Raw genomic sequence first — 20,926 nt, 5'->3', positions numbered from 1 at the left:
GTTCGTCGGGCAGCCGGCTGCGCACTCGGCAAATAACCGTCCCGCGCCCAAGCTGTCAGTTGATCCCTGAGGGCAATCCTTCTATCGAAGAGAGCAATATTTAAACGCCGATAGATCAGGATATTTTCATGACCAAGCCGTTGAACAAAGTCACGCCGAACACATGGGAATTTTTGCGCGACCCCATGATCGCCCCCACCGGTTTTCGCGAATATGACGCGCGCTGGCAGTACCCCGAGGCGATCAACCTGCCGGGCATCACCGCGCTTGGCCTTGGTCTGGGCACGCAGATGCAACAGCGCGGGATCGAGCCCGTTATCGCTGTCGGCAATGATTACCGCGACTATTCCCTATCGATTAAAAATGCGCTGATTTTGGGCCTGATGCAGGCGGGTATTCACGTCAAGGATATCGGCCCCTGCCTGTCGCCCATGGCCTATTTCGCGCAATTCCATCTGGATGCGCCTGCGGTGGCGATGGTCACCGCCTCGCATAACCCCAATGGCTGGACGGGCGTGAAGATGGGCTTTGAACGCCCGTTGACCCACGGCCCTGACGAGATGGCAGAGCTGCGCGATATCGTGCTGGAAGGGCGTGGCGAACAGCGCGAAGGCGGCAAATATGAATTCGTCGATGGCGTGCGCGAAGCCTATCTGGATGATCTGGTGGGCGACTTCAAAATGACCCGTAAGCTCAAGGTCGTCTGCGCCACGGGGAACGGCACCGCAGCCGCCTTTGCGCCCGAACTGTTCCGCCGTCTGGGGGTCGAGGTGGTCGATAGCCACAACACGCTGGATTACACTTTCCCGCATTACAACCCGAACCCCGAAGCGATGGAAATGTTGCATGACATGTCCGACAGCGTGAAAGCCTCGGGCGCGGATTTCGCGCTTGGGTTTGACGGCGACGGTGACCGCTGCGGCGTGGTGGATGACGAGGGCGAAGAGATCTTCGCCGACAAGATGGGCGTCATCATGGCGCGTGACCTGTCCGCGATCTATCCCAACAGCACCTTTGTCGCCGATGTTAAATCAACCGGGCTTTATGCCTCTGACCCCGTGTTGCAGGCCAATGGCGCGACGGCGGATTATTGGAAAACCGGCCACAGCCACATGAAACGGCGGGTCAAACAGTTGGGCGCGTTGGCGGGGTTTGAAAAATCCGGCCACTATTTCTTGGCTGAACCCATCGGGCGCGGCTATGACTGCGGCATGCGCGTCGCGGTAGAGGTCTGCAAGCTGATGGACCGTAACCCCGACATGAAGATGTCGGACCTGCGCCGCGCCCTGCCGCATACGTTCTCGACGCCCACCATGTCGCCCTATGCGTCGGACGAGGACAAATACAACATCCTCGACCGGATCGTCGCCAAGCTGAAAGATGTGACTGAACTGGGTGGCCGCCCCGTGAAAGAGGTCGTGGCCGTGAACGGTGCGCGGGTGATCCTTGATAATGGCAGCTGGGGACTGGTGCGCGCATCGTCGAACACGCCGAACCTTGTGGTGGTCTGCGAAAGCTCTGAATCCGAAGAAGAATTGCGGGCGATCTTTGCCGATCTGGATGCGGTGATCCGGACAGAGCCGGACGTTGGCGACTACGACCAAACCTTCTGATTGCATCAAGACTCGCCAGAATCCCTTAAGTTGAGTAAATGTTGATGTGTCTGCCCCCAAGGCAGGCACATTTTTCTTTTAGGGGCCCTGATGGTAAAACGTGCAGTGATCACCGGTATTACCGGTCAAGACGGGTCCTATCTGGCGGAGTTGCTGCTGGACAAAGGGTATGAGGTGCACGGGATCAAGCGGCGGTCGTCATCGCTTAACACGCAGCGGATTGATCATATTTATCAAGACCCTCACGAGGATGACCCCGATCTGATCCTGCATTATGGCGACCTCACCGACAGTTCAAACCTAACGCGGATCATGCGCGAGGTGCAGCCGGACGAGGTCTATAATCTTGGCGCGCAAAGCCATGTCGCGGTGAGCTTTGAGACCCCTGAATACACCACTGAGGTGAACGCCAACGGTGCCTTGCGGCTGCTTGAGGCAATCCGGTTTCTGGGCTTGGAAAAAACGACGCGCTTTTACCAAGCATCAACTTCTGAGCTGTACGGTCTGGTGCAACAGACACCACAGACGGAGGAAACCCCCTTTCACCCGCGCAGCCCCTATGCCGTGGCCAAGATGTACGCCTATTGGATCACGGTGAACTACCGCGAGGCCTACGGCATGTATGCCTGTAACGGCATCCTATTTAACCACGAATCCCCGCGCCGTGGCGAAACCTTTGTCACGCGCAAGATCACGCGCGGGTTGGCCAATATTGCGCAGGGGCTCGAGGACTGCCTGTATATGGGCAACATCGACGCGCTGCGTGATTGGGGGCACGCCAAGGATTATGTGCGCATGCAGTGGATGATGCTGCAACAGGACGCGGCAGAAGATTTCGTGATCGCTACCGGCGTCCAGTATCCCGTGCGCCAGTTCATTACGTGGTCTGCGGCGGAACTGGGGATTACCCTGCGGTTCGAAGGGGCGGGCGTGGACGAGTGTGCTATCGTCGACAGAGTGCGCGGTGATGATGCCCCCGCAGTCAGCCCCGGCGATGTGCTGATGCGCATTGATCCGCAGTATTTCCGCCCCGCCGAAGTGGAAACGCTGCTGGGGTCGCCTGCCAAGGCGAAGGAAAAGCTGGGGTGGGAGCCGCAGATCACCGCGCAGCAGATGTGCGCGGAGATGGTGGCGAATGACCTCAAGGTCGCGCGGCGGCATGCGTTGCTGAAAGAGCACGGGCTGGATCTGCCGATCTCGCTCGAGAACGGATAGACCTATGCGAAAGATTTATATCGCAGGGCATCGTGGCATGGTCGGTGGTGCGATCCTGCGTCAGCTGCAGGCACGCAAGGTCGCTGGCGAAGGGCTTGAGCTGATCACGCGGACCCATGCGGAACTGGACCTGACCGATCAAGCGGCGGTGCGTGACTTTATGGCGACTGAGCGGCCTAATGTGGTGATACTGGCCGCGGCCAAGGTCGGCGGGATCATGGCGAACGACACCTACCCCGCTGATTTTATTTACGAAAACCTGATGATCGAATGTAATATGATCCATCAGGCCCATGCCGCTGGTGTTCAACAGCTGCTGCAACTGGGCAGCTCCTGCATCTATCCACGCGACGCCACGCAGCCGATGGCAGAAGATACGCTGCTGACCGGTACGCTTGAGCCCACGAACGAGCCCTATGCCATTGCCAAGATCGCCGGCATTAAACTTTGCGAAAGTTATAACCGGCAATATGGCGTGGACTATCGCAGTGTGATGCCGACGAATCTATACGGACCGGGGGATAATTTTCATCCGCAAAACAGCCATGTCCTGCCCGCCCTGATCCGTCGTTTCCACGAGGCCACGAGCGACGGTGTGGCAGAGGTCGTGATCTGGGGCAGCGGCAAACCGATGCGGGAGTTCCTGCATGTGGACGATATGGCGGAAGCGTCGCTGTTTGTGCTCGACCTGCCGCGTGACGTTTACGCGGCGCAGACGCACCCGATGCAAAGCCATATCAACGTCGGCACGGGCTGCGATGTCAGCATCGCCGCGCTGGCGCAGATGGTGGCAGAGGTGACGGGGTTTGAAGGGCGGCTGGTGTTCGATACGTCAAAGCCCGACGGGACCATGCGCAAGCTGATGGATGTCTCGCGTCTGGCGGACATGGGGTGGCGCGCGCGGACCGATCTGAAAGACGGGCTGCGGGAGACGTATGATTGGTTTTTGCGACAGGATCGCCTGCGCAACTAAATCTAAAGCATTTGATTAATCTCTCGTTAGAATTTTTCAGATCTAATGCCCCGATGATGCAAGCCATTCTTCTTTGCGGCGGGTCGGGCACACGTCTTTGGCCACTGTCGCGCAAATGCTACCCCAAGCAGTTTGCCAAACTGATGGGCGACGAAAGTCTGTTCCAGATCTCTGCCCGTCGCCTGTCCGGCCCCGAATTTGCCGCTCCGATCATTGTGACGGGGGACCCTTTTCGGTTCATCGTGACCGAACAACTGGCGCAGGTCGAGATGACGGCGCAGGCGATCTTGATTGAACCTGACGGGCGCAATACCGCCCCTGCAATCCTCGCCGCCGCACTATACGTCGCACAAACTGATCCGCAGGCGCTGATGCTGGTGGCCCCGTCGGACCATGTGATCCCCGATTGTGATGCCTTTGCCCAGACGGTGCAGGCGGCCGTTCCGCGGGCACAGGCTGGTGATCTGGTCACATTCGGCATAACGCCCACGCGGGCCGAAACGGGCTATGGTTATCTTGAGCTTGCCGCGGATGCAGACGCCACAGCCAAATCCCCGCAACCCCTTGCGCGCTTTATCGAAAAGCCGGACGGCCCGACCGCGACCGCGATGCTGGAGGCAGGGAATTTTCTGTGGAACGCGGGCATTTTCCTGTTTACCGCGCAGGCGATAATTGATGCTTACCACACCCACGCCCCCGACCTGATCAGCGCCGTCACCGCAGCGCTCAACGGGGCGGATTCGGATCTGGGGTTTACCCGTCTCGAGGCCGAGGCGTGGGGCCAAGCCGATGATATCTCTGTCGATTATGCAATCATGGAAAAGGCAGATAACCTGGCGGTGATGCCTTTCGCCGCCGGCTGGTCCGACTTGGGCGGTTGGGATGCGGTCTGGCTGGAAAGCGGGCCGGACGCGGCGGGGAATGTCTGTTCTGACAATGCCACCGCGATTGACTGCGCGGACACGCTACTTCGGTCCGAAACCGACGGGTTGCAGCTGGTGGGCATCGGGCTGGACAATATCATCGCCGTCGCCATGGGCGATGCGGTGCTGGTCGCGGACAAATCGCAGGCGCAGCGGGTGAAGGAAGCCGTTGATGCCCTGAAGAAACGTGATGCGAGCCAAGCGGTGCAGTTGCCGCGCGATTACCGGCCTTGGGGGTGGTACGAAAGCCTTGTGATCGGCGGACGGTTTCAGGTGAAACGCATCGTTGTGAACCCCGGTGCCGCGCTCAGCTTGCAAAGCCACCATCATCGGTCGGAACATTGGATTGTGGTGGAAGGCACCGCAAAAGTCACTGTGGACGAGACGGTGAAGCTGATCAGCGAGAACCAGTCGGTCTATATTCCGCTCGGGTCCGTTCACCGGATGGAAAATCCCGGCAAACTGCCCATGGTACTGATCGAGGTCCAGACCGGCAGCTATTTTGGCGAGGATGATATTATCCGCTACGAGGATGTCTATGCGCGGGGCTGAGGCTTCGTCTATCGCGAAAATGAAAAAAGCGCCCCCGGCTAGGGACGCTTTCGCTTTTTGGGTTCTGCGTCAGATCAGCTGCGCGACAGGACGCTGGCAGGGCGCGCTTTGGCCAGACCGCTGGTGATAAAGCCTGCTAGCACTGCTTTGATCAGGTCGCCGGGGATGAACACGGTGACAAGGGCAGCGGATTCAAGCAACGATTTGTCTAACGCGATTGAAAGGCCAATGATCCCGAAGATGTAAAGCACAACGATCCCGCCGATGACCGAGGCGACGGCTGCAACGAGTGTCAGCGACGGCCCGTACCATTTTTCAACGATCAGGCCAGTGACAAAAGCCGCCACGGGAAAGCCGATCAAAAAGCCCGACGACGGCAGCATGAACGCACCAAGCCCGCCGTTTCCACCCGCCAGAAGCGGCAGGCCAAGGGCAACCAGCAGCAAGAAGAGCAATACCGCCAGCGCGCCGCGTTTCGCCCCCAGCACGGTCCCGCAGAGCATGATACCAAGACTTTGCGCCGTGATCGGCACGCCAAAGCCCAGCGTGAATTTAGGGATCAACGCAAACGCTGCAATCAGGGCAGCAAACAGCGCGACGAGGGTCAGGTTACGTTCCATTGGAGAGGTCCTTTGCGTAAATTTGACAGCATGTATCCCCGCGATCCCGCAATTAAGCAAGCGTCGTGATCGTGACCAAAGGTCAGGCCTACATTATGCAACCGGCGCGGCACTCGCCAGCAGCGCAGACACGTCCAGATGTGTTTCCATGTGGTCGGCCAGCGCATCGAGCGTGTCTTCGACGGTCTGACTGTAGGAGGTCGGACCCGCAGTCAGCCCCAGCTGTTGCAACCACGCGCTGCGGAACGCGTCATTGGTAAACAGCCCATGCAGATAGGTGCCGCTGATCTTGCCGTCGCGCGACCCTGCCCCGTCTGGCACACCGTTGATGCGCGAGAACGGGGCGGTGCAATCGGGCCCCAAGGTCTGGCCGATGTGGATTTCATAGCCGTCGATCTGGGTGGCGGTCGCGGTGTGGTCTGCGGTGACGCGGGTCAGGGTCTTGTCCGGTGCCATACGGGTTTCGACATCCAGCAGGCCCAGCCCCTCTTCGCGGCCCGCAGGTCCCTCAAAGCCCTGAGGGTCCTCGATAAACCGGCCCAGCATTTGGTAGCCGCCGCAAATCCCCAGCACCGCGCCGCCGCGCCGAACATGAGCATATAGGTCGATGTCCCACCCTTGAGCGCGCAGGAACGCGAGATCGCCGCGGGTGGATTTCGTGCCCGGCAGGATCACCAGATCGGCGTCGGCGGGCAGCGGCGTACCGGGGGGCACCATGGTCAAGCGCACCGACGGCTCTGCCGCGAGCGGGTCAAGGTCGTCGAAATTGGCGATGCGCGACAGCATCGGGCAGACGATGTGGAAACCGCCCGCCGATGGGGCACGCGACAGGTCCACCGCGTCTTCGGCGGGCAGCAGATGGGCATTGGCGAACCATGGCAGGGTGCCAAAACCGGTCCAGCCGGTGCGGCGTTCAATCTCGCGGTAGCCGTCGTCAAAAAGGCTCACATCGCCGCGGAACTTGTTGACCAGAAAGCCGGTGATCATCGCCGCGTCCTCCGGGTCCATCACCACTTGGGTGCCGACAATCTGGGCGATGACGCCGCCACGGTTGATATCGCCGGCCAGCACGACGGGCACGCCTGCGGCGCGGGCAAAGCCCATGTTGGCAAGGTCGTTCTGGCGCAGGTTCACCTCAGCCGGGCTCCCCGCCCCTTCGACGATAATCAAATCGGCGCTTTGTCCGAGGATACCGAAGCTTTCGAGCACGGGGGCCATCAGCCCTGCCCGGGCTTTGCTGAAGTCACGCGCTTGCAGGGTGCTGTGGCGCTGCCCTTGCACGATCACCTGCGACCCGCTGTCGGTTTCGGGTTTCAGCAGGATGGGGTTCATATGCACCGTCAGGGACCGCCCGCAGGCAATCGCTTGCAGGGCCTGTGCGCGGCCAATCTCTCCGCCATCGTCGGTGACGGCGGCGTTGTTCGACATGTTCTGCGGTTTGAACGGCGCGACGGAAAGCCCCCGACGCGTGGCCGCGCGGCACAGGCCCGCCACCAGCATGGATTTCCCCACATTCGATCCGGTGCCCTGGATCATGATAGCGCGGGTGGGCATGGCGGAACCTCGTGGTTTTCGTGCAGCCCTTGGTGTCAGTCCGCGGTGATCCCGTCAAGCATCCGCAACGCGCCGGCACGGGGGGCGGTCGCGGTAAAATCCGCGCAAAGCGGGTTTGGCCCCCGCGTTATGACAGCCGCTGCTTGACAGAGGCGGGCAAATGACCAATGCAGGGCGTATGTTGGTTCCTGTCCCAGACAGGCGAAGAGGGAACGCGATACGCATTGATCCAGCCTTGGGTCAGCGCCAAGCGCAGCCGCCCCCGCGACCGTGACCGGAGAGACCTTTAAACCACTGGCCCGATGGCTGGGAAGGTGAAAAGTTGCAAGGCAAGCTGCCTTAGATCCGCAAGCCGGGAGACCTGCCAGCATAGTTTGTAACGGGCGAACGGGGTGTTTCGCGACTGGCCTAGAACGCTGTTCGCATGTCGTTCGCTGCTGGCGATCCCCCTTGGCCCATCGACGTATGAGGCAAGATATGACCACCACGGATCAACCGGTCACCGTCACCATCTGCACCACCTGTCGCGCAGGTCAGATCACCTCCGAGGACGCGCCGCGCCCTGGGCAACAGCTGTTTGACGCGCTGTCGGGGCACCTGCCTGACGGTGTGCAGCTGCGCGGTGCCGAATGTCTGTCGGCCTGTTCGCGGGGCTGTTCGATGGTCCTGTCGGGTGGCCCCTCGCGCTGGACCTATGTGTATGGCGATCTCGACACCGACGCGCATTTGTCCGATATCGTGAATGGCGTTTCCGCCTATGCCCAGACCACCGATGGCGTGGTACCCTGGCGTGAACGCCCCGTGGTTTTCCGCAAACAATCCATCGCCCGCATCCCCCCACAGGAGCCTACCGAATGACCAACCTTACCAAAATTCCCGTCACCGTGATCACCGGTTTTCTGGGTGCCGGCAAAACCACCTTTATCCGTCACCTGATGGAGAATGCGGGCTCCAAGCGTCTGGCCGTGCTGGTCAATGAATTCGGCACCGCCGGTGTGGATGGCGATATCCTGAAATCCTGCGCGATCGACAACTGCCCCGCCGAGAACATTGTCGAGCTGGCGAACGGTTGCATCTGCTGCACCGTGGCCGATGACTTTATCCCCACGATCGAGGCGTTGATGGCTTTGCCGCAAACGCCGGATCACATCCTGATCGAAACCTCTGGCCTTGCGCTGCCCAAACCCTTGCTCAAGGCGTTTGACTGGCCCGCAATCCGGTCGCGCATCACCGTGGACGGCGTGATCACCCTTGCCGATGCAGAAGCTGTGGCGAGCGGGCAGTTCGCCCCCGATCTGGAGGCCATCGCTGCACAACGCGACGCGGATGACAGCCTGGATCACGAAACGCCGCTGTCCGAAGTGTTCGAGGACCAGATTGCCTGCGCCGATATCGTGCTGCTGTCCAAGGCCGATCTGGCGGGCCCCGAAGGCGTAGAAGCCGCCCGCAAGGTGATCGAGGCGCATGCACCGCGCAAGCTGCCGATCATTCCGATGACCGAAGGCGTGATTGACCCGCGCGTTGTACTGGGGCTCGAAGCCGCCGCCGAGGATGACATCGACGCACGCCCCAGTCACCACGACGGGCATGATGACCACGAGCATGACGATTTCGAAAGCGTTGTGATCGACATGGGCGAAGTCGCCGATGTCGCCACGCTTGAGGCCGCCGTGCTGCGGCTGGCGCGCGAACAGAAAATCCTGCGCGTCAAAGGCTATATCGCTGTGCAGGACAAACCGATGCGTCTGTTGGTGCAGGCCGTGGGCGAACGTGTACGCAGCCAGTTCGACCGCCCTTGGGGGGACACGCCGCGCCGCAGCCAGCTGGTCGTGATCGCAGAGCATGATCACGTGAACGAAGCCGCGATCCGCGCGGTGCTAGAGGGCTAAACTGCCATGCATGTCGTCTTTCGCGAAAGCCACGGACTGGATCAAAGCGACCTGCCCCAAAACTTGGGGCAGACGCCGGCGGATCTGGTTGTGCTGTCCTTTTCAGACAGTGATCTGGGGGCTTTCGCGGCGGGCTGGCATCGGGCCGACGGCGGGCTGCCGTCTTTGCGGCTGGCCAATCTGGTGGCGCTGAAACATCCGTTGTCGGTCGATACCTATGCCGAACAGACCCTTGCGGGGGCCAAGGCGGTTTTGGTGCGGCTGATCGGGGGCGAAAGCTATTGGCCTTACGGGCTTGCCACCTTGCAAGATATGGCGCGCAAACAGCAGATCGCGCTGGCGGTGCTGTCTGCGGACGGCCAACCCGACCCACGGCTCGACGCGCTGTCGACGCTCCCCCATTCGACATTAAGACGCTTGCAACATCTGTGCGATACAGGTGGCGCGGTGGCTGCGCAGGCGGCACTGGCGCAGCTATCGCTGGCCGCAGGGCTTTATGCGGGGCCGGCAAAAGGGGCCAAGACCGTACCTCAAGCAGGGTTTTACCAGCCCCACACAGGCGTGATCCCCGCGCCGGAGGCATCTGACAAGCCGCGCGCCATCGTGACATTCTACCGGTCCTATCTGACGGCCGCCGATACCGACCCTGTGGATGCCCTGATCACGGCGCTCGAGGCCCGCGGTTTTGACGCCGTGGGGCTGTTCGCGCCCAGCCTAAAGGGTGAAACCGCCCCGTGGATCGCGCAGCAGATTGCCCGGCTTGATCCGGCGGTGATCGTGAACGCCACCGCCTTTTCCGCCCAGCGCGGGCCGGACCAGCCTTCGGTTCTGGGGGCAAGCGATTGCCCCGTGGTGCAGGTGGCCCTGTCCACCGCGCGGCGGCGCGATTGGGCGGGATCAGAGCGGGGGCTGTCGCCCACCGATCTGGCGATGCATGTCGTGTTGCCCGAGGTGGATGGCCGTCTGTTTGGCGGCGTCGTCAGCTTTAAACAACCCGGCAAACGGGACGAGGCGTTGCAATACAGCCGTTTCGCACACCGCGCCGATGCAGCGCGTGTGAATTTCATCGCGGATCGGGTGCTGCGTTTGCACCAACTGCGCGTGCAGGACAATGCGGCAAAGTCCATTGGGGTCGTGCTGTCGACCTACCCTGGCAAGGACTGGAACATGGCCCATGCGCTTGGGTTGGATGCGTTGGCGTCCCTGCGCGAAATGACAGCGCAGTTGGCGGTGCAGGGCTATGACGTCGATGCGCATGCGCTGGCCGATACGCAAACTGTGGCCAGCCGTCTGGGCACCGAAACCATCCGTTGGCCGCTAGAGGGTTACAAAGCCGCCCTCGCCAAGCTGCCGCAGGTGCTGCGCGATGACCTGACTGAAAGCTGGGGCGCGCCGCAGGACGATCCGCTGTTTCACGACGGGGCGTTCTGCTTTCCGGCGCTGCGCAGTGGCAAGCTGCTGGTTGCCCTACAACCCGAACGCGGCACTTTGGCCGAACGGGACGACGACTATCACGATCTGAGCCGCACGCCGCGTACGGGCTATGTCGCCTTCTATCTGTGGCTGCAACAACAGGCCGATGCGATGGTGCATGTCGGTGCGCATGGCACGCTGGAATGGCTGCCGGGCAAATCCGTCGCCCTGTCAGAGGTCTGTTGGCCCGAGGCGCTGATTGGTCCGATGCCGGTGATTTATCCTTTCATCGTCAACGATCCCGGCGAGGCCGCGCAGGCCAAGCGCCGCATCGGGGCCGTCACCGTGGGGCATATGCCACCGCCGCTCGTGGCGTCGAAACTGCCCGAAGACTTTGGCCGGTTGGAACGGTTGCTCGACGAATATTCTACCGCAGACGGGCTCGACCCCGCGCGGCGCGACCGGCTGATCGCTGATATCCGCACCGAAGCGCAGGGCCGCGGCGTAGAGCAGGACCTAGGTCTTGATGCCAGTGCCAGCGCGGCAGAGGCGTTGACCCGCATCGACCGCTTTGTCTGCGACATCAAGGAAACGCAATACGGTGACGGGCTGCATGTATTTGGTGCAGGCGATCATGGCGCGAGCGAGATCGACGGGCTGATCGCGGCCTTGTCTGCGCGGTTCGTGCCCCCCGGCCCTTCGGGATCGCCCTATCGCGGGCGCAGCGATGTGCGGCCCACGGGGCGCAATCTGTTTACCACCGACCCGCGTGCTGTACCGTCGCGGGCGGCCTATACCCAAGGGGTGAAGCTCGCCGAGGAACTGCTGCGCAAGCATTTGCAGGATCACGGCGACTGGCCCAAGGGGTTGGTCATGGACATGTGGGGCTCTGCCACCATCCGCACCGCGGGCGAGGAATTTGCCATGGCGCTGCATCTGGCCGGTCTGTCGCCCCGCTGGGATGACGGCAGCGACCGCGTCAGCGGGTTCGATATTCTGCCGCTTGCGCTGTTGAACCGTCCGCGCATTGACGTGACCCTGCGGGTGTCGGGCCTGTTCCGCGATATGTTCCCCGGTCTGGCGCAGCTGTTCGAGGCGGCGATTGCCAAGCTGGCCGAGCGTCCCGAAAGCGCTGCCGACAACCCATATCTGGTCCAGACCCCCCGTGTCTTTGGCCCGCGCCCCGGCTCTTATGGCTTGGGGATCGGCGCCGCGATGGATGACTATTCCGACGAAGCACGCGCAGCGGCGGGAGAGGCCTGGCTGGCTGCGTCGTCCTACGCGATCGACGCGCGCGGAGAGATCACCTATGCCCGCGACGCGCTTGAGACGCAGCTGACGCGGGCCGATAGCTTCGTGCACCTGCAAGACCTGCCCGAGACCGATCTGCTGATGGCAGAGGATTACGCCGCCCATGAAGCAGGCTTTGCCGCCGCGATGCAGCGTTTGGGCAAGGGCGGTGCTGCCGCGCTGTATCATCTGGACGCCACCCGCCCTGACCAGCCTCGTGCCCGCACCCTGACCGAAGAGCTCGCCCGTGTCGTGCGCGCCCGTGCCGCCAACCCTGATTGGGCCACCGGCATGATGGCGCATGGTTTCCGCGGTGCCGCCGAGATCGCGGCGACGCTGGATCACCTTGCCGCCTTTGCGCATCTGGCGGGCGTTGTGCCGGACCACCTGTTCGACCTGATGTTCGATGCCACGTTGGGGCGTGATGACCTGGTCGACTTTATGCAAGATGCCAATCCGCAGGCGCTTGCCGCGTTGCGCGCGCGGTTTGATGCGTTGCACCGTGCGGGGCTTTGGTCATCGCGCCGCAACTCTGTCCTCGCCGAATTGGGAAGCCCCGCATGAGCGCGCCGCAGGTCTTTGGTTGGTGCCCCGGTGCGCTGCGGCCGATGATGTCGGGGGACGGGCTCGTGGTGCGGCTGCGTGTGCCGATGGGGCGGCTGAACCCCGATCAAATCCGCCGCGTTGCCACGCTGGCGCGCACCCATGGCAACGGCATGATCGATCTGTCGGCCCGCGCGAACCTGCAACTGCGGGGGGTGACAACTGATAGCCATGTCGCGCTGATTGACGGGCTGCGCGAGATTGGCCTTGTCGATCCTGATCTGGCTGCCGAAGCACGGCGCAATATCACCGTTACGCCGTTCTGGCAGGCCGGTGATGACAGCCACCGCGTGGCACAATCACTTGGCGCGGCACTTGCTGCTGCGGATGCGCCCGACCTGCCGAGCAAGTTCGGCTTTGCTATCGATTGCGGTGATCAACCTGTGCTCATGGACACCTCTGCTGATATCCGCATCGAACGCAGCACCTCTGGTCTGATCTGCCGTGCGGACGGGGCTGAGATGGGCCAGCAAGTGACTGTAGATACGGCAGTAGATGCCGCATTGACGCTGGCGCGATGGTTTTTGAACACCGGCGGCGTGACCGACGGGCGCGGGCGCATGGCGGCACATATCGCCACGCAAGGCGCACCCGAGGCGGCTGATACGCCGCCCCTGCCCGCTGCGACAGCCCCTGTGCCGGGTGCGACGACACGTGGCACGCTCGTCGGATTTGCGTTTGGCCAGACCACGGCGGAAAGCTTTGCGCAGCTCGCAGACCTTGGCCCGCTGCGGCTGACGCCGTGGCGTATGGTGCTAATCGAAGAGGCCGCGATCACGGAGCCGCTGCCCGATTTCATCACCGCCCCCCATGATCCGCGCCGCCGTGTGCAGGTCTGTACCGGCGCCCCCGGCTGCCGTCAGGCGTTGTCGGACACACGCCATGCGGCCCAAGCCATCGCCGCGCATCTGTCGCCGGACAGCGACGATACGATCCATATCTCGGGCTGCGCCAAAGGCTGCGCCCATCCCGCCCCTGCCCCCGTCACGCTGACCGCCAGCCATGACGGGCATTTCACCCTTATCCACCACGGGCGCGCAGGCGATCTGCCGCAAAGCGCGCCGCTGACAGTGACCCAAATTCAAGACAGGAGGCTTTGAGTGCCCCACACCTACGAAACCAACGGTGCCGCGATCTATCTGGAAAGCTTTGCCACCATCCGCGCCGAGGCCGATCTGGCCCGCTTTACCCCCGATGAAGAACGTGTGGCCGTGCGCATGATCCATGCCGCCGGTCTGGTCGGGCTGGAAAAGCACGTACAGTTTTCTGAAAATATGGCGCAGATTGCGCGGGCGGCGCTGGCAGACGGTGCGCCGATCCTGTGTGATGCGCATATGGTCTCCGAAGGGATCACACGTACGCGTTTGCCCGCCGACAACCAGATCATCTGCACCCTGCGCGACCCGCGTGTGCCGGACATGGCGCAGCAGATGGGCAACACGCGCTCTGCCGCAGCGCTGGAACTGTGGCGGCCGCATCTGGCGGGGGCTTTGGTGGCCATCGGCAACGCGCCGACGGCGCTGTTTCACCTGCTCAATATGCTCGAAGACCCCGACTGTCCGCGACCTGCCGCCATCATCGGTTGCCCCGTGGGGTTTGTCGGTGCGGCTGAATCGAAAGACGCGCTGATGCAGGATTTGCCGGTGCCGTCGATGATTGTGCAGGGGCGTTTGGGCGGTTCTGCGATTACAGTGGCGGCGGTGAACGCGCTGGCCACGTGGAAGGAATAACGATGGGCAAGGTCATTTGCGTCGGGCTTGGCCCCGGCGATCCCGAACTGATGAGCGTCAAGGCGCACCGTTTGCTGACCGGCGCGCAGCACGTCGCGTTTTTTCGCAAACCCGGGCGGCGCGGGCAGGCCCGCACCATCGTGGACGGCATCATGGCCGAGACGGCGGTGGAACATGCGATGGAATACCCCGTCACGACAGAAATCCATTTCAGCGATCCAGAATACAACCGTCTGCTGTCGGCTTTCTACGACGATTGGGCTGACCGTTTGACCGACCTTTCGCAGACCGAAGATGTGATCGTGCTATGTGAAGGGGACCCGTTCTTTTACGGGTCGTTCATGCATCTGCACAGCCGCCTTCAGGGCCGCGCCGAGGTTGAAATCGTGCCCGGTATCACCGGCATGTCGGGCTGCTGGACAGCCACGGGGCATCCGATCACTTGGGGTGATGATGTGCTGACCGTGCTGATGGCGACGCTGGACGAAGAAGAGCTGACCACGCGGGCCGCCAACACCGATGCGCTGGTGGTGATGAAGATCGGACGCAACCTCGACAAACTTAAACGCGCGTTGACCAAGGCGGGCCGCTTGCAAGACGCATGGCTGGTGGAGAAAGGCACGATGGCAGGCCAGACGGTGCAAAAGCTGACGGAAGTCCCCGCCGAAGTGCCCTATTTCTCGATCGCGATTGTGCATGGACAAGGGCGCCGCCCATGACCGGCTGGGTGCGTGTTGTCGGCCTTGGCCCCGGTGACGAGGCGCTGGTGACACCAGAGGTGCGCGCCACCGTGGACGAGGCCACCGATATTGTCGGCTATATCCCCTATGTGCGCCGGATCACGCCGCGGGACGGGCTGACCCTGCATGAAAGCGACAACCGTGTAGAGCTGGACCGCGCCGCCCATGCGTTAAAGATGGCGGCAGCGGGGCACCGTGTGGTGGTGGTGTCTTCGGGCGATCCGGGGGTGTTTGCCATGGCCTCTGCCTTGTTCGAGGCGCTGGAGAAAGGCCCGAAAGACTGGCTGGCGACCGACATTCGCATCCTGCCCGGCATCACCGCGATGCTGGCGGCGGCGGCACGGCTCGGGGCACCGCTCGGGCATGATTTCTGCGCGATCAACCTGTCAGATAACCTGAAGCCTTGGTCGCTGATCGAAAAGCGGTTGCGGCTGGCAGGCGAAGCGGGCTTTGCTATGGCGTTCTACAACCCGCGCTCGGCCTCGCGGCCGCATCAGTTCGCCACCGCGCTTGATATTCTGCGCGAGGCTTGCGGGCCGGAGACCTTGATCTCTTTCGCACGGAACGTGAGCCATCCCGACGAGACCTTGCGCACTGTCACGCTGGCCGAAGCGACGCCAGAGATGGCCGACATGCGCACAGTTGTGATCGTGGGCAACGCCGATACCCGCCGCGTCGGGTCGCATATCTACACGCCACGGTCTGCCGAATGATCGAGCCACGCCAAGATATCGTCGAGCTGCGCGAATGTCGTGCGAGGGGGCACGGCGGGGCGCTGGATCATCAGCACGCGCAGCCCCAGTTCGCGCGCGGCGATGAGCTTGGCCTCGGCCCCCGTGCCGCCGGCGTTCTTGGCGATGATCAGCTCGGTCCCGTGGTCGCGCAGCAGGGCGATGTCTCCGGCCACGTCGAACGGCCCGCGGGCGAGGGTAACGGTCGTGTGCGGCAAGGGCAGCGGCGCGTCGGGCTGGTCCACCAGCCGCAGCAGATAGTGGTGTTGGGGATGGTCGGCAAAGACGGGCAACGCCTGCTTGCCGATGGCCAGAAAGACCCGCGTCGGGGTCTGCGGCAGGGATGCGGCGGCGGCTTCGATATCAGGCAGATGGGTCCAGGTGTCGGCGGCGGTCTCGGACCACGGGGCACGTTCATACGCGGCCAGCGGGATACCGGCCTGCGTACAGGCGGCATGGGCGTTACGACTCATCTGTGCGGCGAAAGGATGGGTCGCGTCGATCACGCGGGTGATGTGGTTTTGCGCGATAAAGTCCAGCAATCCGGCCACGCCACCGAAACCACCCACGCGGGTGGGCAACGGTTGCGCCACGGGGGCCGCCGTGCGTCCGGCATAGCTGAACAGCGCATCATCGCCACGTTCAGTCAGCGCGCGGGCGAGGCTGGAGGCCTCTGTCGTGCCGCCAAGAATGAGGGTGCGCGTCATGGTTGATCCTGTCGGTCCGTGGGTGACCCTGATCGGTCTGGGCGAAGATGGCCTTGCTGGGTTGACCGATGCAAGCCGAAAGGCGCTGGCCGAGGCCGAAGTGATCTTTGGCGGGCCGCGGCATCTCAGCTTATGCGACGCAGGCGCGCGGGGGCGGGAATGGCCGCTACCGTTCAGCGTAGAGCCGGTGTTGGAACATCGCGGGCGCGCGGTTGTCGTGCTCGCCTCGGGCAATCCGTTCTGGCACGGCGTGGGCGGTTCGCTGGCGCAGGTGCTGGACCCGTCGGAATGGCGCTGCTTTCCCGCGCCGTCCTGCATGACTCTGGCGGCTGCCCGACTTGGCTGGCGATTGGAAGAGGTCACGATCCTCGGCCTGCACGCGGTTCCGTTCGAGGTGTTGCTGCCCCATCTGGCCGAAGGCGCTCGGCTCATCTGTACGTTGCGCGATGGTGTGGCCCCTGCGGCGCTGGCTGAGTATTTAAACGCGCAGGGTTTCGGCGCCTCCCGCCTGACGGTGATGGAGGCGCTCGGCGGTCCGCGTGAAATCTCGCGTGGGGCCGATGCCGCGACGTTTGACTTGGCCGGCATTGCCGCCCCCGTGGTGGTGGCGATTGCGGTGTCGGGGGGGGCTGGGATCAGCCACGCAGCGGGGCGGCCCGAGGGGCTTTTTGCCCATGACAGCCAGATCACCAAATCGCCGATGCGCGCGTTGACGCTTGCTGCGCTGGCCCCCCGAGCGGGGGAGCTGCTGTGGGATGTGGGGGGCGGATCGGGCTCTGTCTCTGTCGAATGGTGTCTGGCCGCGCCGCAAGCGCAGTCCATCGCCATAGAGCCGCGCGAAAGCCGGTGTGAAAATATCACCGAGAATGCCCGCCGCTTTGGTCTGGCGGGTCGGATGCGCTGCGTGCACGGCACGGCCCCCGATGCGCTGGCCGATCTGCCCCTGCCTGCTGCTGTCTTTCTGGGCGGCGGCGCGACCGAGGATGTGTTGCAGGCGATATGGCACAGGATCACGCCGGGTACACGGTTAGTGGCCAATGCTGTCGCCCTTGAGACGCAAGCCTTGCTCATCCGCTGGCACGGGATGCACGGCGGGCAGCTACTACGGATTGATCTGGCGCAGGCCGCCCCCTTGGGGACCATGCAAGGCTGGCAACCAAGCCGCCCGCAACTGCAATGGAGCGTGACCCGATGATCGTTGCAGGCATAGGGATGCGGGCAGATGCAACCGAGGCGGATTTACACGCGGCACTGACGCTGACACGGCGCACGCCGGACACATTGGCGACGCTCGCGATCAAGGTGACGCCGGCGTTGCGGCTTTTTGCAGACAATCTGGGGGTGCCGCTGATCGAACTGTCGGAAGCCGATATTGCGGATATCCCGACGCGCACCGTGTCGCCGCGTATTCAGGCGCGGTTCGGGACAGGATCACTTGCCGAGGCCGCCGCATTGCGCGTCGCCGGTCGCGGTGCCAAATTGACGACCTTGCGTGTGACCAGCCCCAATGGCATGGCCACCGTAGCTATCGCGGAAGGAATTGCCCCATGACTGTTCACTTTATCGGCGCGGGCCCTGGTGCCCCTGATCTGCTGACCCTGCGGGGGCGCGACCTGATCGCGGCCTGCCCTGTCTGCCTTTATGCTGGGTCGCTGGTTCCGTCAGAGCTGCTTGCGTACTGCCCAGCCGACGCGAAAATTGTGAACACCGCGTCGCTGTCGCTCGATGATATCATGGCAGAGATCAAAGCCGCCGATGATGCCGGTCACGACGTCGCGCGGTTGCATTCGGGCGATCTGTCGGTCTGGTCCGCCATGGGCGAGCAGCTGCGCCGGTTGCGCGAGCTGGACATCAATTACGACATCACCCCCGGCGTGCCCGCATTTGCCGCTGCTGCTGCCGCCTTGGGCACAGAATTGACGTTGCCCGAAGTCGCGCAATCGCTCGTGCTAACGCGGACATCCGGGCGGGCGTCGGCCATGCCCGAAGGCGAAACGCTCGAGAATTTTGCCGCCACGGGTGCTACGCTGGCGATCCACCTGTCGGTGCATGTGCTGGATGATGTGGTCGCGCGGCTCACCCCTCATTACGGAGAGGACTGCCCCGTCGCCATCGTCTGGCGCGCAAGCTGGCCAGACCAAAAGGTGGTGCGGGCGACTTTGGGCACCGTGATCGACGCCACCGACGGCGAACGCGGGCGCACGGCGCTGATCCTTGTGGGCCGCGCGCTGACGGCAGAGGAGTTCCGCGAAAGCTGTCTGTATGCCGGCGATTATGACCGCCGTTTCCGCCCCGTGGGCACAGAGCCACGCTTTCCCGAGGGCACAGAATGATAGAGACAACGCAACTGCCCAAAGGCCTGATGATCTCGGCCCCGGCGTCGGGCACGGGCAAGACCACGTTGATGCTGGGCCTGCTAAATGCTCTGAGCCGTCGTGGTGTTGACGTGCGCCCGTTCAAAAGCGGGCCGGATTATATCGACCCCGGCTTCCACCGTGCGGCGTGCGGGCGGTCGTCGTATAATATCGACAGCTGGGCCATGGGCTCGGGCGTGTTGTGCAACCTGATCGGCACCGCCCATGGCGGAGATCTGGCGTTGATCGAAGGGTCGATGGGGCTGTTCGATGGTGTCGCGCAACCGGGCGAGACCTCTAACGGGGCGAGCGCGGATATCTCTGCCATGACGGGCTGGCCGGTGGTTTTGCTGCTGGATGTATCGGGTCAGGCGCAATCGGCTGCGGCCACAGCACTTGGGTTCAAGACGATGCGCCCGGATGTGCTTGTCGCGGGTGTGGTGCTGAACAAGGTCGCCAGCCCCCGCCACGAGGCGCTGCTGCGCTTGGGGATGGAGCAGGTCGGCATCCCTGTTCTGGGCGCGCTGCCCCGTCAGGGATCGGTCGCGCTGCCGGAACGCCACCTCGGCCTCGTGCAGGCCGAAGAACAGCCAGAGCTGATGAAGCTGCTGGATGCGGCGGGAGACTTTATCGCGGAGCATATCGATCTTAATCTGATCGTCTCAGTCGCCCAAGGGCGCAGTATTCCCGATGGGCCAGACGTATTGCCCCCGCCCCCCGGTCAACGGATCGCCTTGGCCAGGGATGCCGCATTCTCGTTTATCTATCCGCATCTTCTGGATCACTGGCAGGCTGCGGGCGCGCAGGTATTGCCCTTCTCGCCGCTGGCGGATGAGGCACCGGACGGCAGCGCGGATATTTGCTGGCTGCCCGGCGGCTATCCTGAGCTACACGCCGGTCGCCTTGCCGCTGCCGCGCAGTTCCGCGATAGCCTGCAACAGTTTGCCACGACGCGCCCGGTGCATGGGGAATGCGGGGGCTATATGGCGATGGGGGCCGGATTGGTCGACAAGGAAGGTGTGCGGCATCAGATGGCAGGGCTGCTCGGACTGGAAACCAGCTATGAGAAGCGCAAGATGCATTTGGGCTACCGGCTGGCCACCCTGAACGAACCCGGTCCCGGATATGACGCAGGTGCACGGTTGCGCGGTCATGAGTTCCACTATTCCACCATCCTGTCGCAGCCCGATACACCGCTGGCGCGAGTGGTCGATGCCAATGGTGCCGAAGTGCCTGAAACCGGATCGCGGCGCGGCCATGCCACGGGTACGTTCTTTCACCTGATCGCGGGGGCATCATGACGGGTTTTGTGTCTTTCGTTTCCTCTGGTCCCGGTGACCCCGAACTGCTGACCGTCAAGGCGGTGAAGCGGTTGCAAGAGGCCGAAGTCGTGCTGTTTGACGATCTGTCGGCGGGTCCGATCCTTGAACATGTCTCGGTCGAGGCGGATTTGATCGGGGTTGGCAAACGCGCGGGCCGCCAGTCGCCGAAACAGGATCATGTCAGCCGCCTGCTGGTCGAACATGCGCTGACCGGCGCGCGGGTTGTGCGGCTCAAAAGCGGCGACGCGGGCGTGTTTGGACGGCTTGAGGAAGAGATCAGCGCGCTGAAAGAGGCGGGTGTCGCCTTTGAGATCATCCCCGGTGTGACAGCGGCGTCCTCGGCGGCGGCGGCGGCAATGATCCCGCTGACACGGCGGCTGACCGCGCGGCGCGTGCAGTTCATCACCGGCCACGGGGAATCGGGGGCTTTGCCGGACGATCTGAACATGGCCGCGCTGGCCGACCCCACGGCAACCACGGTCGTCTATATGGGCCGCCGTACCTTTGCCGGTTTCGCCGCGCGGTTGATCGAGGCGGGTCTGCCCGGATCGACCCCTGCGCTGCTGGCCGAGGCGGTATCGACCCCCGATCAAAAGCTGAGCCGGCACACGGTGGAAAGCCTTGCCAATCTGCCGCTGGATCCCGCAACGTCAGCACCTGCGTTGATCCTATACGGACCGCTGAGCGAATAGACCGC

The 20,926-nt window shown here is 63.1% G+C and carries 19 protein-coding genes and 1 riboswitch; of the genes, 16 read left to right on the top strand and 3 right to left on the bottom strand.

The features are described from left to right. Nucleotides 1-128: 128 nt before the first annotated feature. The 4 genes from GLP52_RS14165 to GLP52_RS14150 all read left to right on the top strand — a co-directional run bounded on the left by GLP52_RS14165 (nt 129) and on the right by GLP52_RS14150 (nt 5,276). On the top strand, nt 129-1,613 hold the full coding sequence (locus GLP52_RS14165) for a phosphomannomutase/phosphoglucomutase (RefSeq protein ID WP_237271175.1): 1,485 nt from the start codon (nt 129-131) through the stop codon (nt 1,611-1,613). A gap of 90 nt (nt 1,614-1,703) precedes the next feature. After that, nucleotides 1,704-2,828 carry a GDP-mannose 4,6-dehydratase gene (gmd, locus tag GLP52_RS14160; RefSeq protein WP_237271174.1) on the top strand — a complete coding sequence of 375 codons (1,125 nt, stop codon included), beginning with the start codon at nt 1,704-1,706 and terminating at the stop codon, nt 2,826-2,828. 4 nt (nt 2,829-2,832) lie between these two features. Continuing rightward, nucleotides 2,833-3,801: a GDP-L-fucose synthase gene (gene fcl / locus GLP52_RS14155; RefSeq protein ID WP_237271173.1), complete on the top strand. Its 969-nt coding sequence runs from the start codon at nt 2,833-2,835 to the stop codon at nt 3,799-3,801. A gap of 53 nt (nt 3,802-3,854) precedes the next feature. Continuing rightward, nucleotides 3,855-5,276, top strand: coding sequence for a mannose-1-phosphate guanylyltransferase/mannose-6-phosphate isomerase (locus tag GLP52_RS14150; RefSeq protein WP_237271172.1), 1,422 nt, complete (start codon nt 3,855-3,857; stop codon nt 5,274-5,276). Nucleotides 5,277-5,350: 74 nt separating this feature from the next. Here GLP52_RS14150 and GLP52_RS14145 read toward each other — a convergent pair whose 3' ends face one another. Continuing rightward, the gene (locus tag GLP52_RS14145) at nt 5,351-5,896 is read right to left on the bottom strand and encodes a biotin transporter BioY (protein ID WP_237271171.1); all 546 of its coding nucleotides are present in this window, start codon (nt 5,894-5,896) and stop codon (nt 5,351-5,353) included. Between the two features lie 93 nt (nt 5,897-5,989). After that, entirely contained in the window at nt 5,990-7,450 is a 1,461-nt protein-coding gene (locus tag GLP52_RS14140) for a cobyric acid synthase (protein WP_237271170.1), read from the bottom strand. A gap of 165 nt (nt 7,451-7,615) precedes the next feature. Beyond that, a riboswitch (cobalamin riboswitch) is annotated at nt 7,616-7,833 on the top strand. A 94-nt stretch (nt 7,834-7,927) separates the two neighbouring features. Here GLP52_RS14140 and GLP52_RS14135 point away from each other — a divergent pair. Genes GLP52_RS14135 through cobJ form a run of 7 tightly spaced genes read left to right on the top strand, consistent with a single transcriptional unit; the run spans nt 7,928 to nt 15,828 of the window. Beyond that, nucleotides 7,928-8,308 carry a DUF1636 family protein gene (locus GLP52_RS14135; protein WP_093731663.1) on the top strand — a complete coding sequence of 127 codons (381 nt, stop codon included), beginning with the start codon at nt 7,928-7,930 and terminating at the stop codon, nt 8,306-8,308. After that, nucleotides 8,305-9,339 (top strand): cobalamin biosynthesis protein CobW, encoded by a 1,035-nt coding sequence (gene cobW / locus GLP52_RS14130; protein ID WP_237271169.1) that lies wholly within the window; start codon nt 8,305-8,307, stop codon nt 9,337-9,339. Before GLP52_RS14135 ends, cobW begins: the two co-directional genes overlap by 4 nt. A gap of 6 nt (nt 9,340-9,345) precedes the next feature. Next, complete coding sequence (gene cobN, locus GLP52_RS14125) at nt 9,346-12,606, top strand: cobaltochelatase subunit CobN (protein ID WP_237273577.1); 3,261 nt, start codon at nt 9,346-9,348, stop codon at nt 12,604-12,606. Next, nucleotides 12,603-13,745, top strand: a complete 1,143-nt coding sequence (cobG, locus tag GLP52_RS14120; RefSeq protein WP_237271167.1) for a precorrin-3B synthase — start codon at nt 12,603-12,605, stop codon at nt 13,743-13,745. The genes cobN and cobG overlap by 4 nt, the downstream gene beginning before the upstream one ends. Beyond that, on the top strand, nt 13,746-14,375 hold the full coding sequence (locus tag GLP52_RS14115) for a precorrin-8X methylmutase (protein ID WP_138924967.1): 630 nt from the start codon (nt 13,746-13,748) through the stop codon (nt 14,373-14,375). A 2-nt stretch (nt 14,376-14,377) separates the two neighbouring features. Then, a complete protein-coding gene (locus GLP52_RS14110; protein WP_237273576.1) occupies nt 14,378-15,094 on the top strand; it encodes a precorrin-2 C(20)-methyltransferase in 717 nt (238 codons plus the stop codon). Further along, nucleotides 15,091-15,828 carry a precorrin-3B C(17)-methyltransferase gene (cobJ, locus tag GLP52_RS14105; RefSeq protein WP_237271165.1) on the top strand — a complete coding sequence of 246 codons (738 nt, stop codon included), beginning with the start codon at nt 15,091-15,093 and terminating at the stop codon, nt 15,826-15,828. Before GLP52_RS14110 ends, cobJ begins: the two co-directional genes overlap by 4 nt. Here the strand turns inward: cobJ and GLP52_RS14100 are convergent. Next, nucleotides 15,804-16,553 carry a cobalt-precorrin-6A reductase gene (locus tag GLP52_RS14100; protein WP_237271164.1) on the bottom strand — a complete coding sequence of 250 codons (750 nt, stop codon included), beginning with the start codon at nt 16,551-16,553 and terminating at the stop codon, nt 15,804-15,806. The two genes, cobJ and GLP52_RS14100, sit on opposite strands and share 25 nt — an antisense overlap. Between GLP52_RS14100 and cbiE the strand changes: the two genes are divergently transcribed. The 5 genes from cbiE to cobA are packed head-to-tail and all read left to right on the top strand — an operon-like array spanning nt 16,552 to nt 20,921. Continuing rightward, nucleotides 16,552-17,748, top strand: coding sequence for a precorrin-6y C5,15-methyltransferase (decarboxylating) subunit CbiE (gene cbiE / locus GLP52_RS14095; RefSeq protein WP_237271163.1), 1,197 nt, complete (start codon nt 16,552-16,554; stop codon nt 17,746-17,748). The genes GLP52_RS14100 and cbiE overlap by 2 nt on opposite strands. Beyond that, nucleotides 17,745-18,104 (top strand): cobalamin biosynthesis protein, encoded by a 360-nt coding sequence (locus GLP52_RS14090; protein WP_093731937.1) that lies wholly within the window; start codon nt 17,745-17,747, stop codon nt 18,102-18,104. The genes cbiE and GLP52_RS14090 overlap by 4 nt, the downstream gene beginning before the upstream one ends. Then, nucleotides 18,101-18,886 carry a precorrin-4 C(11)-methyltransferase gene (gene cobM, locus GLP52_RS14085; protein ID WP_237271162.1) on the top strand — a complete coding sequence of 262 codons (786 nt, stop codon included), beginning with the start codon at nt 18,101-18,103 and terminating at the stop codon, nt 18,884-18,886. Before GLP52_RS14090 ends, cobM begins: the two co-directional genes overlap by 4 nt. Then, on the top strand, nt 18,883-20,208 hold the full coding sequence (locus GLP52_RS14080) for a cobyrinate a,c-diamide synthase (protein ID WP_093731653.1): 1,326 nt from the start codon (nt 18,883-18,885) through the stop codon (nt 20,206-20,208). The genes cobM and GLP52_RS14080 overlap by 4 nt, the downstream gene beginning before the upstream one ends. After that, complete coding sequence (gene cobA, locus GLP52_RS14075) at nt 20,205-20,921, top strand: uroporphyrinogen-III C-methyltransferase (protein ID WP_237271161.1); 717 nt, start codon at nt 20,205-20,207, stop codon at nt 20,919-20,921. The genes GLP52_RS14080 and cobA overlap by 4 nt, the downstream gene beginning before the upstream one ends. The last annotated feature ends 5 nt before the right edge of the window (nt 20,922-20,926 follow it).

This window comes from Sulfitobacter sp. M22 (genome assembly GCF_021736025.1).
Lineage (GTDB): Bacteria > Pseudomonadota > Alphaproteobacteria > Rhodobacterales > Rhodobacteraceae > Sulfitobacter > Sulfitobacter litoralis.
The sequence above is the reverse complement of the archived record's forward strand: the minus strand, read 5'-3'. Positions and strand labels throughout refer to the sequence as shown.

Bases quoted from the DNA above. Each gene is read 5' to 3' on its own strand.
- GLP52_RS14165 (WP_237271175.1), top strand. From the start codon at position 129: ATGACCAAGCCGTTGAACAAAGTCACGCCGAACACATGGGAATTTTTG.
- gmd (WP_237271174.1), top strand. From the start codon at position 1,704: ATGGTAAAACGTGCAGTGATCACCGGTATTACCGGTCAAGACGGGTCC.
- fcl (WP_237271173.1), top strand. From the start codon at position 2,833: ATGCGAAAGATTTATATCGCAGGGCATCGTGGCATGGTCGGTGGTGCG.
- GLP52_RS14150 (WP_237271172.1), top strand. From the start codon at position 3,855: ATGATGCAAGCCATTCTTCTTTGCGGCGGGTCGGGCACACGTCTTTGG.
- GLP52_RS14145 (WP_237271171.1), bottom strand. From the start codon at position 5,896: ATGGAACGTAACCTGACCCTCGTCGCGCTGTTTGCTGCCCTGATTGCA.
- GLP52_RS14140 (WP_237271170.1), bottom strand. From the start codon at position 7,450: ATGCCCACCCGCGCTATCATGATCCAGGGCACCGGATCGAATGTGGGG.
- GLP52_RS14135 (WP_093731663.1), top strand. From the start codon at position 7,928: ATGACCACCACGGATCAACCGGTCACCGTCACCATCTGCACCACCTGT.
- cobW (WP_237271169.1), top strand. From the start codon at position 8,305: ATGACCAACCTTACCAAAATTCCCGTCACCGTGATCACCGGTTTTCTG.
- cobN (WP_237273577.1), top strand. From the start codon at position 9,346: ATGCATGTCGTCTTTCGCGAAAGCCACGGACTGGATCAAAGCGACCTG.
- cobG (WP_237271167.1), top strand. From the start codon at position 12,603: ATGAGCGCGCCGCAGGTCTTTGGTTGGTGCCCCGGTGCGCTGCGGCCG.
- GLP52_RS14110 (WP_237273576.1), top strand. From the start codon at position 14,378: ATGGGCAAGGTCATTTGCGTCGGGCTTGGCCCCGGCGATCCCGAACTG.
- cobJ (WP_237271165.1), top strand. From the start codon at position 15,091: ATGACCGGCTGGGTGCGTGTTGTCGGCCTTGGCCCCGGTGACGAGGCG.
- cbiE (WP_237271163.1), top strand. From the start codon at position 16,552: ATGGTTGATCCTGTCGGTCCGTGGGTGACCCTGATCGGTCTGGGCGAA.
- GLP52_RS14100 (WP_237271164.1), bottom strand. From the start codon at position 16,553: ATGACGCGCACCCTCATTCTTGGCGGCACGACAGAGGCCTCCAGCCTC.
- GLP52_RS14090 (WP_093731937.1), top strand. From the start codon at position 17,745: ATGATCGTTGCAGGCATAGGGATGCGGGCAGATGCAACCGAGGCGGAT.
- cobM (WP_237271162.1), top strand. From the start codon at position 18,101: ATGACTGTTCACTTTATCGGCGCGGGCCCTGGTGCCCCTGATCTGCTG.
- GLP52_RS14080 (WP_093731653.1), top strand. From the start codon at position 18,883: ATGATAGAGACAACGCAACTGCCCAAAGGCCTGATGATCTCGGCCCCG.
- cobA (WP_237271161.1), top strand. From the start codon at position 20,205: ATGACGGGTTTTGTGTCTTTCGTTTCCTCTGGTCCCGGTGACCCCGAA.